Raw genomic sequence first — 11,917 nt, 5'->3', positions numbered from 1 at the left:
TTTTTATACTATTTTAATAAATCGGCCACGTATGGCATTAAAGCTAAGTGACGAGCTCTTTTTACAGCTACAGAAACTTTTCTTTGGTATTTTAATGAAGTTCCAGTTAAACGACGTGGAAGAATTTTTCCTTGTTCGTTAACGAATTTCAATAAGAAATCAGCATCTTTATAATCGATGTATTTGATTCCTGATTTTTTGAAACGGCAATACTTTTTAGTTTTGTTAGTTTCAATGTTTAAAGGCGTTAAATATCTGATATCTCCGTCTTTTTTTCCTTTTGCAGATTGCTCGATTGTAGACATAATAATTACGCTTTAGTAGATTTTAATTTTGCTCTTCTTCTCTCAGCCCATGAAATAGCATGTTTATCTAAACTTACAGTTAAGAAACGCATAACTCTTTCATCACGTCTGAATTCAGTTTCAAAAGCTAAAAGAACTTCTCCAGCTACTTTGAATTCGAATAAATGGTAAAAACCACTTTTTTTGTTTTGGATTTCGTAAGCCATTTTTTTAAGACCCCAATCCTCTTTCGATACCATTTCAGCTCCTCTACTAGTAAGAAATTCTTCAAATTTCGTTACTGTTTCCTTCACCTGAACCTCAGATAAAACGGGATTTAAAATGAAAACAGTTTCATAATGATTCATAAATAAAAATTTTATTTGTTAAAATTGGGTGCAAAAGTAAGCATTTAATTTACATATCCAACATTTTTTTTCTTTTATTCGTCATAATGCAAAAAAGATGCCTCAACCTTAGTTTTTTTTACAAAAAAATAATACATTTACTACTGCTATCCTGAATTTATTCTAAATATAAATGTTATGAAACTAAACTGTGTTGTTGTAGATGATAGTTCTATACAAAGGACAATTATTGCCAAATTGGTCAATAATCACCCAGGCTTGCATTTAATCGGGGATTTTTCTAATGCAATTGAAGCAAAAAGTTGTATCTCATTAAATAATATTGACTTAATATTTCTTGATATTGAAATGCCTGTTATTAACGGATTTGATTTTCTTGACGGATTAAAATCAAAACCGCAAATTATATTTATTACATCTAAAGCCGAATATGCCCTTAAAGCTTTCGACTACGACGCTACCGACTATCTTCAGAAACCTATTGCAGTAGATCGTTTTAATGCCTCTGTAAAAAGAGCAATTGATATGCATTTGCTTAAAAAGGATATCAAAGAAGAAGAAGGCGAACATATATTCATCAAAAGTAATCTAAAAAAACTTAAAATCTTTACTTCAAAAATAAAATGGATTGAAGCTTTTGGAGATTACGTAAGAGTAGTAACCGAAGACGACAGCAATCTGGTTCTCTCTACTATGAAGTCTTTTGAAAATGATTTGTCTAAGGACAAATTTATTCGTGTACACAAATCGTATATTATTAATATCGATAAGGTTGAACGTTTCAATAGTAAATTTGCCGAAATAGGCATTACCAAAATACCGCTAAGCCGCAATAAAAAAGAAGATCTAGTAAAAGCTCTTTCAACTTCTTCTTAATTGCCGTTTTAATAAAAATCTACATTAACTACAACTTTTATAGCTCTGTATTGAGCCACAGCTTCAAAACTATTCAGCATTTTCTGAATAGTTTTTTTTGTGTTTCCTAAATGAAGATTATGCGGAATCTTTATTAAAATAGTTCTAATATATTCATTTCGTATTCTACTTATCGCTGGCTCTTCTGGCCCTAAAACAGGCATTCCTAAGTTCTGACTTAAAACCTGATACAGCCACATAGCTCCTTCCTTCAATTTATCAAAATCTTTATGTTTTAGCGTAAGCTTAATAATCCTGAAATAAGGCGGATATCTATAAATTTGTCTGTCATACAACTGTTCTTTATACATACCTATATAATTATGGTTTGTAACCTGCTGAATTGTATTGTGATTCGGATTGTAAGTTTGAATGACAACTTTTCCCTGTTTTTCTGATCTACCTGCTCTTCCCGCAACTTGCGTCATCATTTGAAAACTACGTTCAAAAGCTCTAAAATCTGGATGATGGAGCATATTATCCGCATTCATGATTCCGACTAAGCCTACATTATCAAAATCAAGTCCTTTGGCCAGCATCTGTGTACCCACCAAAATATCAATTTCGCGATTTTTAAACGTATCGATTATCTTTTCAAAACCAAATTTACCTCGAGTAGTATCTTGATCCATTCGAGCTGTTTTTGCTTTCGGAAAAAGTGAAGCCAGCTCCTGCTCTATCTGCTCGGTTCCAAATCCTTTTGTAGTTAAATCAATACTCGAGCAATTATGGCAATTTGTAGGTTTTGCTATAGAATAACCGCAATAATGGCATCGCAATTGGTTCTTATGCTTATGGTAAGTCAAACTTACATCGCACTGCTGGCAATGCGGAACGTGCCCGCAAGTCAAACATTCTATTATAGGCGAATATCCCCTTCTATTTTGAAACAAAATAACCTGCTCACCTAATGACATCGATTCTGCAATTTCTTCGATTAAAAGATCGCTAAAGTGCCCTGTCATTTTTTTTCTGAAATGCTTGTCTTTTAAATCAACTAAAAGCACTTCAGGCAAGCGGACATTTTTGTAACGTTCAGAAAGTGTTACCAATCCGTATTTATCATTTTGGGCATTAAAATAGGTTTCAATGCTAGGCGTTGCAGAACCCAATAACACTTTTGCTTTATGAAAATTAGCCAAAACAATTGCAGCATCTCTGGCATGGTATCTTGGTGCAGGATCTGTCTGCTTAAAAGTCTGCTCATGTTCTTCGTCAACAATTAATAATCCTAAATCATTAAAAGGTAAAAACAAAGCCGATCTTGCTCCAATTACAATTTGTGCTTTTGGAGAATTTTCAAGCGTTTGCCTCCAAACCTCAACTCTTTCATTATTACTGTATTTGGAATGAAAAACAGCTACTTTGTCTCCAAAATGAAAACGCAGTCTCGAAACCAACTGCGTAGTAAGAGCAATTTCTGGCAAAAGATACAAAACCTGTTTTCCTGTCTCTAAATACTCTTCAATTAACTTGATATAAATCTCAGTCTTTCCGCTAGAAGTCACACCATGAAGCAGACAAACCTCTTTCTCCAAAAAACTATTTTTGATTCCAGAAAAAGCATTTTCCTGAGCCTCACTAAGCTGCAATTGCTTATCTGATACTTCTCCATTAAATGTAACACGATCGTGCTGCAAATAATATTCTTCGAAAATTTCTTTTTCAACTAAAGCCTTTACAACTGCTGCTGTTACATTTGAAACTTCCGTAAGTTTTTTGACCGTAATTGGCTTTTTCTCCGAAGCATTCAACTGAAAATAAGTTAAAACAATTTCTTTCTGTTTATTAGCACTTTTCAGCACTTCGAGTAATTCAGCCAAGCCGTTATCAGATTCGTATTTTGAATGCAATTTAACATATCGAACCAATTTTGGCTTGTAGGTTTCTTTTATTTCTTCATCCAAAAAAATAATGTCTTTCGCTATTAGCTTTTGCAGAATCGGAAGTATATTCTTTTTATTCAAGATCGAAGTAATCTCCTGAATCTTTAATGAACTTTGATGATGCAGCGCTTCATAAATCAAGAATTCATCATCAGAAAGTTCGCTGTCATTTACCACAACATCAGGTTTATGCGAAATAATTGTCTCACTTTCCAACAATAATCCACTCGGAAATGCGCCTCTATACACATCTCCAATTCCGCACATATAATAATTTGCAACCCAAAGCCAGTGTTTAATCTGGATTTCGGTTGCAATGGGTACTTCATCTAAAATTTGATGGATTTCTTTAGCTTCGTATAATGTTGGAGCATTTTCATGAACGTCCAGAACAAGCGCTGTATATATTTTACTTTTACCAAATGGCACAGCAACACGCATTCCTTTTTTTATGAAATGAAATTCGGCTTCAGAAATTCGGTATGTAAATGTCTTAGCTAAAGAAAGCGGTAAAATAACTTCAATGAAATGCATGGATTTTTATTATAAATCAGTTATTATTTCTGACCTGATTTAGAGGAAGTGTCGTTGGAAAGATTATAATCCTGAATCAGCTTTAAAGTATGCACAACAGATTCATTTGTTGTCCCTCCATCGTGCCCCGGAATAACAAACTTCGGATTCTTAAATTTTGACTGAACTTTTTTTATGGATTTTTGCCATTCCTTAACATCAGCATCACCTAAATTTCCTAAATCTTTTGCCTCAATACTCTTTATAAAACAACCTCCATAAAGAATTTTCTCTTTCCCAAACCAAACCACAATATTATCTGGTGCATGACCTTTACCTGGATAATACACTTCAAAATTATATTGCCCAACGGTAAAAGTCGCATCATCTGGAATTATAAATTCTGCTCTTCCTTCATTATTCGCTTTAAGGATTTCGTCTGTCAATTTACCTGAGTAGGTTTTAATTCCTTTTTTTCTATAAAAATCCAATCCACCCGCGCGATCTTCATGCGAATGCGTTGCAAAAACCATTACGACCTTTTTATTATGTTTCGCTTCAATGCTGTCTAACAAAGGCTGAAACTGCGTTTTATCCCACGGAGCATCAAAAAGAACAACACCTTCTTTTGTAACAACATACATAGCATTGGCAGAAATTTTTACCCCTTTGTATTCATTAAAAGTTTTATAAACATAAAAGTCACCTGTAAGATGACTTATTTGTAATGGCGAGTTCTTAGATTGTCCAAAGCTATTTGAAACTATAACTAAGAATAAAATTATTGAAGCAATTTTTCGCATTATATTTTAATTAGTTTTTTACTCTCGTCCAGTATTGTGTTCTTCCCATCAAAGAAATCCCAACATAACCGCGAAGTTTTAATTTGTCTGCAGATTCTAAAGTAACATAACATTTGTACTTTTTACCGCTTGTAGGATCCAAAATGGTTCCTCCATTATATTCTGAACCATCTTTCTTAAGACCGTTTATGATTACCATACCTAAAATTGGCTTATTTTTTTCGGCTCCATCACATTTTACACAAACATCTTTTTTATGGCTGTCACGAAGGATATCTACTACTTTACCATATATTTTTCCCGATTTTTCGTAGATTTCTACTATAGATTTAGCTTCTCCTGTTTCATCGTCAATTGTTTTCCATTTTCCAATTACACTTTGACTTTGCATGGTCAGCGCAAAGAAGAACACTCCGATAGTTAGCATCAAATTTTTCATATTATTTCTCTTTTTTTTGTTTTAATTTTCTGATAGAAGCATTCAATTCGAACCCTAAAAGCAGAATCATACAGTTTATCCAAATATAAAACATTAGAATTAATAATGTCCCAATTGAACCATAAAGTTCATTGTATTTTGAAAATTTTATAACCCAAATCCCAAAAAAGAATGAAGATATAACAATTAAGACCGTTGTAAAAACAGAACCAATGCTTATAAAAGGCACTTTATTGTACTGTTTTGTACCATAACGCAATAATATTGAAGATGTTATCAAGATCATTAAAACAACAAACAGATATCTTCCTAAAATAATCAACGGAATTCGATCACTCAGTACATCCTGAATTATTGTTTTTTGAATAAATACCTCAAAAACCACAATTGTTGCCACTGTTACAAACAGAATAACAGTCATAACAATAGAGATCGCTAGCGCAACTAAATATTGTCTAAAAAAACCACGCTTATCAAAAACGTGTTTGGAAGATTCAAAACCGCTTAGAATTCCATTAATACCATTTGCCATTAAGAATATCGAAAGCAAAAAACCTGATGATAATAATCCTGAGTGACTATTATTTAAGATATCGCTGATGATTTTACTAATAGCATCGAACGTATTAGGAGGAACACTCTGTTGCACAAACTGCAAAAAATCTTCCTGGAAATTGTCTATCGGAATAAACGGAATTAAGTTTAAGATAAACAGCGCAAAAGGAAATAAAGCCATAAAAAAGCTAAAAGAAACCGCACTTGCATGATACGAAAAAGCTCCATCAATAATCCCGATGGTATACATTTCTAATAAATCGTACAATGAAAATCCTTCCAGCCAAGGCAGTTTTATCTTCTTCAAAAGTCGGGCTAAAGTCCGCACCACAGGCAGTTTCTCAATCCGATCTTCTATCTCTTGCGACATATTTTTTTGATTTTAGATTTCAGAGTTCTGATTTTAGATTTTAGATTTACAAAACTCATAACTTATAACTCAAAACTTATAACTTCCTTAAAACGCTTTCAAACTCAAATCCATATTATAAACAGAATGTGTTAAAGCTCCAGACGAAATATAATTTACACCGCATAAAGCATATTCGCGAACTGTTTTTTCGCTAATATTTCCTGAAGATTCTGTCTGACATTTTGTACCAATTAAAGCGACAGCCGTTTTGGTATCTTCATAATTAAAGTTATCAATTAAAATTCTATGAACACCATCACTCAATAAAATTTCTCTAATTTCATCTAGATTGCGGGCTTCAACAATAATCTTTAAATCCAGATTATTTTCCTTTAAATATTCTTTAGTTTTAGAAATAGCGCGAGTAATTCCGCCAGCAAAATCGATATGATTGTCTTTCAACATGATCATATCATACAAAGCATAACGATGATTTTCTCCTCCGCCAATTTTTACAGCCCATTTTTCTGCAACTCTAAAATTTGGAGTTGTTTTACGTGTATCTAATATTTTTGCATTTGTCCCTTCCAAAAGTTGCATTAAATGGTTTGTTTTTGTAGCAATTGCAGACATTCTCTGCATCGTATTTAAAACAACTCTTTCTGCTTTTAATATAGATTGCGAGCTCCCAGAAACTTCAAAAACAATTTCACCATACTCTACATGCGTTCCATCTTCAATAAAAGTTTTTACTTTCAATTTTGGATTTACATGCTCAAATATCATTTTAGCCAATTCAACACCTGCAATTATCCCTTGATCTTTCACCAATAATTTAGCCTGACCGTGTGCTGTATCAGGAATACAAGCCAGTGAACTGTAATCGCCTGAACCAACATCTTCTCTAATGGCATTACTGATTAAAAGTTTTAATTCTGCTTGAAATTGAGCTTTGCTTATCATTTTTCTGTTTTTAATAATAATGCTAAATTAGGATATATTTTATGGATTTGAAAGTTCTGACAACATGAAAAATCACATAAAACATTAAATATCTCTTTTTTAACCATTAAGATATTCCGAAAAATAAAGTTACAATTCTTAACAAAACTTAATCTACTAATAAGCGTTCAATTAAATATCTTTGAAGTTCAATCAAACAAAATTTATGGGATTAATTAAAGATATTTACTCGGTTTCTTTTTACGAAAAATTTGGTGAGGCTGTCGCCGAAGTGCATCCTTCATTCAACAAAAAGAAATTCATCGATACCATTTACGAAGGTGATTTTGTTCAAAAAGAATGGAAAGAACGAATGAAACATACAACAGTTGTACTTCATCAATTCATGCCTCAAAATTTCGTAGAAGCCACTTCTTTAATTGATAAAATCATCGAAAATTTAAAGAGAAATAATTTTGCAGACAGCAATTTGGCTTTCATTTTCTTTGCCGATTATATTGAAATGTATGGTTTAGATGATTTTGAAACTTCAGCGAAAGCCTTTGTTTCCATAACACAATTTATAAGCTGCGAATTTGCCGTTCGTCCTTTTATTTTAAAATATAAAGAACAAATGATCGGAGAAATGACAAAATGGTCTCTGCATGAAAATCATCATGTTCGCAGATTAGCTAGTGAAGGTTCCCGCCCCAGATTACCTTGGGCAATGGCAATTCCGTTTCTTAAAAAAGACCCCTCGTCTATTCTTCCAATTTTGGAGAATTTAAAGAATGATCCCTCAGAATATGTCCGCAGAAGTGTTGCTAATAATTTAAATGATATTGCAAAAGATAATCCGCAGATTGTATTAGAAATCGCCAATAAATGGAAAGGACACAGCAAAGAAACCGACGGAATCATTAAACACGGCTGCCGAACTTTATTGAAACAAGGACATCCTGAAATTTTAAGTCATTATGGCCTAGAAAGTACCAATATTGAGCTTTCTTCATTTGAAATTAAAACGCCAATTGTAAAAATTGGTGATTATTTGCAGTTTCAATTTCACTTAAATAATAAAAACGAAGAACCAAAAACAATCCGTTTAGAATATGCGGTTCATTATAAAAAAGCAAAAGGGCATTTGGCGAAAAAAGTCTTCAAAATCAGTGAGAAAATTTACCAGCCGAATCAATTAACCAAAATCGAAAGAAATCAATCTTTTAAATTAATTACGACGCGAGTTTTTCATACTGGAGCGCATCAGTTGTCGATTATTATTAATGGAACTGAGAGTGAGGTTTTGGAGTTTGAGTTGATTGATTAAACAAAAAAAGTATTGTGATCAGTTTTGTCAGACTGAGCGAAGTCGAAGTCCCGCAAAGTGATTCAGCATGTGTGACTTCGACTTCGCTCAGTCTGACAAAAAATGCTTCACTTATCCAGCATTTTCCTTACTTTTATAATTCAAAAAAAATCAAAAACAACTTTTCTTAATCTAAATTAAGTTACAGAGACGCATCACAACTGTAATTTTGTTTTCAAATCAAATAAAAATACCATGTCAAATATCAGTTTAATTATCGAAGAACGTGCTGCCAATATTGGCAATTTTATGGTAGGACGATTATTGCCTTTCCGTGAAAAAAGAGCTGTCGGATCATTTGTATTTATCGATCATATGGGACCTGCACATTTAAGTGATCATGAAAATATGGATGTTCCTCCACATCCGCATATCGGACTTTCTACTCTTACATTTTTGTTTGAAGGAAGTATTATGCACCGCGATAGTTTAGGAACAGAATTGGAAATAAAACCAGGCGCTGTAAACTGGATGACAGCTGGAAAAGGAATAGTTCATTCTGAAAGAACTCCTGAATATTTAAGACATTCAGACAAAATGCTTCACGGATTGCAGATTTGGGTCGCGCTTCCAAAAGAATTGGAGCAAATGGAACCTAATTTTACGCACGTTGAAGCAGATGATATTCCGGCTTGGGAAGAAGATGGCGTTTCATATAAATTAATTGCTGGTGAAGCTTTTGGCAAAAAATCTCCAGTTCCTGTTTATAGTCCGCTTTACTTTATTGAAATTAAAAGCAAAGAAGCAAAGAAAATCAATATTGGACATCATTTATTTGGCGAAAGCGGTTTATATATTTTAGATGGAAGCATTAAAAATGGCGAACATACTTACGATCCAAGACAAATTCTGATTACAACTGAAGCTTCTCTTTGCGAATTCGAAATTGCCGCGAATTCGACTGTTTATATCTTTGGCGGACAGCCTTTTCCTGAAGAGCATTTTATCTTTTGGAACTTCGTTTCATCTGACAAAAACCTCATCGAAAAAGCAAAAACAGATTGGACAAACCAAACTTTCCCGAAAGTTCCAGGAGAAACTGAATTTGTGCCATTACCAGAACCAAGAATCAAATAAATATGGATACAGTAAAAGCAACAATAGACACCCGAAAATATCGCACAGAAATAACTTCTAAAACAGGAAATATTCTAATTGCTGACGAACCGCAAGAAATGGGCGGAAAAAATTTAGGCTTTAGTCCGTTTGAACTCCTAGCTTCTTCGCTCGCTTCCTGTACTTTAATTACATTGCGAATGTACATTGACCGCAAAGCTTGGGATGTTTCAGAACTTACAATCTGGGTAGATTTTGAAAAGAATGAAGAACATACCGTTTCTTTATTTTCAACCAAAATCTTAATTACAGGAAATGTAGACGATGCTCAAAAACAGCGTATTTTGAAAATTGCTAACAGCTGTCCTGTTCATAAAACACTTATAAATACAATTAAAATAGAAACTTCTTTAGTATAAATAATATGGAAATTCAACAAATAAACGACACAAGAAAAGGCTATTTTGAAGCCATAGAAGACGGAAAGGAAGCCGGAAAAATGACTTACACTTGGGCGGGAGATTCAAAATTCATAATTGACCATACCGAAGTAAGCCCAGATTTTAACGGAAAAGGCGTTGGTAAGAAACTGGTTATGGCGGCCGTAGAATATGCAAGAGCAAACAACTTAAAAATTATTCCGCTTTGTCCGTTTGCCAAAAGCGTTTTCGATAAAGTTGAAGAAATTCGTGATGTACTTTTTTCTTGAGTTTCTAAGTTTCTGAGATGCTAAGGTTCTAAGTTTTTTTTAACCGCAAAGTTCGCGAAGGATTACGCAAAGTTCGCAAAGTTTTTTTCGTAAAGCTTTGCGAACTTTTTCGTTTATATCAAGTTAAGCTTGTAATAAAACCTTGCGAACTTTGCGATAAATCTTTGCGCTCTTTGCGGTAAAACTCACCACAACAAAAAACAAATTTTCGAAATTCTCCGAAAACTCGTATATTTGCGCGTAATTTAATCTTAGAGTATGACAAGAATAATTACGCTTTTCTGTTTTTTTATAGCACAAATTGGCTTTTCTCAATCGGCTGAGAGTTATTTAGAAAAAATCAGAAATAATGAAGCTCTCTTAACGGCTTTCTTTCAACAAATGCCTAAAGGAGGCGATTTACACCACCATTTTTCAGGATCAGTTTATGCAGAACCTCTTTTAGAAAGAGCTATTGCAGAAGACTTTTATTTAAATTTGGAAACTATGGCAGTTTCTAAAACCAAACCTGCAAACGGAAACTGGGAAAACTTCTCCTCTCTTAATAACAAAGGAAAATTAGAGTATTACGAACAGCAGATCATGCAAACTTGGTCGGTAAAAGATTATAATGGTTCTGTGCCTTCGGATGATCAGTTTTTTGATTCTTTCATGAAATTTGAACCTACTATCGCGGGGCATTTTGCAGAAGGAATGCTTGAACTAAAAAAGCGCGCCATTGCAGAAAACGTTACTTATATAGAAACACAATTATCTACAATTCCTTGTGATATGAATGTTTCTGACTTAGCTGATTTCAATACCAAACTTCGTCAAGCTTCAGAACAGAAAGATGAAAAAACAGTTCTGAAACTTTTGGATGAATTGTATAAATCGCTTCAGAAAAAAGAGGCTAAAAGATATGCTGAAGATTTCAACACTAATTTCATTGCCAAGCTGCACAAGGAATTAAAAATGGATGACGATAAATTCACGATGCGTTATCAAAACTTTGTGCTTCGTTTTATGGAACCGGTAGATTTGTTTAAAAATCTGGTTATTGCTTTTATTTCGTCAAGCGAAAGTAAATTAACTGCGGGTGTAAATATCGTTTCTCCAGAACACGGACAGACTTCTATGAAAGATTACTGGTTGCACATGGTGATGTTTAAATACTGTCATTCCAAATTTCCTGATGTAAAATATACGCTTCATGCAGGTGAATTGACTTTAGGTTTAGTTCAGCCAGAAGAATTAACATGGCACATCAACGATGCTATTTATGTTGCAGGTGCAAACAGAATTGGTCACGGAGTTGATATTGCTTACGAAGCTAATTCGTATGATTTATTGAAGTACATGTCTCAAAAAAATATTCCAATTGAGATTAATTTAGTAAGTAATGAATTCATTTTGAAAGTAAAAGAAAACAGACATCCATTTACACTTTACAAAGAATTTAATGTGCCAATTGTAATCAGCACAGATGATGCAGGAATTTTAAGAAGCAATATGACAGAACAATATGTTTTACTGGCAAAAAGATATCCTGATGTAAATTACGAAACAATTAAAAAATACGTTTATAACAGCATTAATTACAGTTTTATTCAAGACGCTTCGGTTAAAAAACAATTAATTAAAGATTTAGATAATCGTTTTAAAACTTTTGAAGCAAAGTTTTCTAAAAACTAATCTAAAAAAAATCTGTATAAAAATTTCACGCAGATTTTAAACGGATTTAGGCTGA

At 33.3% G+C, this 11,917-nt stretch carries 13 protein-coding genes; 6 read left to right on the top strand and 7 right to left on the bottom strand.

The window, feature by feature from the left end:
* Positions 1 to 8: 8 nt before the first annotated feature.
* Together rpsR and rpsF are read right to left on the bottom strand one after the other, a co-directional pair.
* Positions 9 to 305: a 30S ribosomal protein S18 gene (gene rpsR / locus ACPWTF_RS22270; protein WP_002987043.1), complete on the bottom strand. Its 297-nt coding sequence runs from the start codon at positions 303 to 305 to the stop codon at positions 9 to 11.
* Positions 306 to 310: 5 nt separating this feature from the next.
* Positions 311 to 652, bottom strand: coding sequence for a 30S ribosomal protein S6 (gene rpsF, locus ACPWTF_RS22265; protein WP_068842999.1), 342 nt, complete (start codon positions 650 to 652; stop codon positions 311 to 313).
* A gap of 177 nt (positions 653 to 829) precedes the next feature.
* Between rpsF and ACPWTF_RS22260 the strand changes: the two genes are divergently transcribed.
* Entirely contained in the window at positions 830 to 1,528 is a 699-nt protein-coding gene (locus ACPWTF_RS22260; RefSeq protein ID WP_008463025.1) for a LytR/AlgR family response regulator transcription factor, read from the top strand.
* 8 nt (positions 1,529 to 1,536) lie between these two features.
* Here ACPWTF_RS22260 and priA read toward each other — a convergent pair whose 3' ends face one another.
* From priA to nadC, 5 genes are all read right to left on the bottom strand, one after another.
* Positions 1,537 to 3,987 carry a replication restart helicase PriA gene (gene priA / locus ACPWTF_RS22255; RefSeq protein WP_427873162.1) on the bottom strand — a complete coding sequence of 817 codons (2,451 nt, stop codon included), beginning with the start codon at positions 3,985 to 3,987 and terminating at the stop codon, positions 1,537 to 1,539.
* Positions 3,988 to 4,010: 23 nt separating this feature from the next.
* Positions 4,011 to 4,769 carry a subclass B1 metallo-beta-lactamase gene (gene bla-B1-FLAV / locus ACPWTF_RS22250; protein ID WP_427873160.1) on the bottom strand — a complete coding sequence of 253 codons (759 nt, stop codon included), beginning with the start codon at positions 4,767 to 4,769 and terminating at the stop codon, positions 4,011 to 4,013.
* 10 nt (positions 4,770 to 4,779) lie between these two features.
* Positions 4,780 to 5,208 (bottom strand): DUF2147 domain-containing protein, encoded by a 429-nt coding sequence (locus tag ACPWTF_RS22245; protein WP_427873158.1) that lies wholly within the window; start codon positions 5,206 to 5,208, stop codon positions 4,780 to 4,782.
* A gap of 1 nt (position 5,209) precedes the next feature.
* Complete coding sequence (locus ACPWTF_RS22240; protein WP_095927719.1) at positions 5,210 to 6,133, bottom strand: YihY/virulence factor BrkB family protein; 924 nt, start codon at positions 6,131 to 6,133, stop codon at positions 5,210 to 5,212.
* 87 nt (positions 6,134 to 6,220) lie between these two features.
* Positions 6,221 to 7,078, bottom strand: a complete 858-nt coding sequence (nadC, locus tag ACPWTF_RS22235; protein WP_427873157.1) for a carboxylating nicotinate-nucleotide diphosphorylase — start codon at positions 7,076 to 7,078, stop codon at positions 6,221 to 6,223.
* 205 nt (positions 7,079 to 7,283) lie between these two features.
* On the opposite strand from nadC, the gene ACPWTF_RS22230 reads away from it, so the two are divergent.
* From ACPWTF_RS22230 to ACPWTF_RS22210, 5 genes are all read left to right on the top strand, one after another.
* Positions 7,284 to 8,384, top strand: coding sequence for a DNA alkylation repair protein (locus ACPWTF_RS22230; protein ID WP_427873156.1), 1,101 nt, complete (start codon positions 7,284 to 7,286; stop codon positions 8,382 to 8,384).
* Positions 8,385 to 8,618: 234 nt separating this feature from the next.
* Positions 8,619 to 9,500: a pirin family protein gene (locus ACPWTF_RS22225; protein WP_427873155.1), complete on the top strand. Its 882-nt coding sequence runs from the start codon at positions 8,619 to 8,621 to the stop codon at positions 9,498 to 9,500.
* A 2-nt stretch (positions 9,501 to 9,502) separates the two neighbouring features.
* Entirely contained in the window at positions 9,503 to 9,898 is a 396-nt protein-coding gene (locus ACPWTF_RS22220; RefSeq protein ID WP_095927723.1) for an OsmC family protein, read from the top strand.
* A gap of 5 nt (positions 9,899 to 9,903) precedes the next feature.
* Positions 9,904 to 10,188: a GNAT family N-acetyltransferase gene (locus ACPWTF_RS22215; RefSeq protein ID WP_427873153.1), complete on the top strand. Its 285-nt coding sequence runs from the start codon at positions 9,904 to 9,906 to the stop codon at positions 10,186 to 10,188.
* Positions 10,189 to 10,446: 258 nt separating this feature from the next.
* Entirely contained in the window at positions 10,447 to 11,862 is a 1,416-nt protein-coding gene (locus tag ACPWTF_RS22210) for an adenosine deaminase (RefSeq protein ID WP_427873151.1), read from the top strand.
* Positions 11,863 to 11,917: the final 55 nt, after the last annotated feature.

This window comes from Flavobacterium sp. MMS24-S5, from assembly GCF_050320125.1.
GTDB classification, from domain to species: Bacteria; Bacteroidota; Bacteroidia; order Flavobacteriales; family Flavobacteriaceae; genus Flavobacterium; species Flavobacterium tyrosinilyticum.
This window is presented reverse-complemented; position numbering and strand designations above follow the sequence as displayed.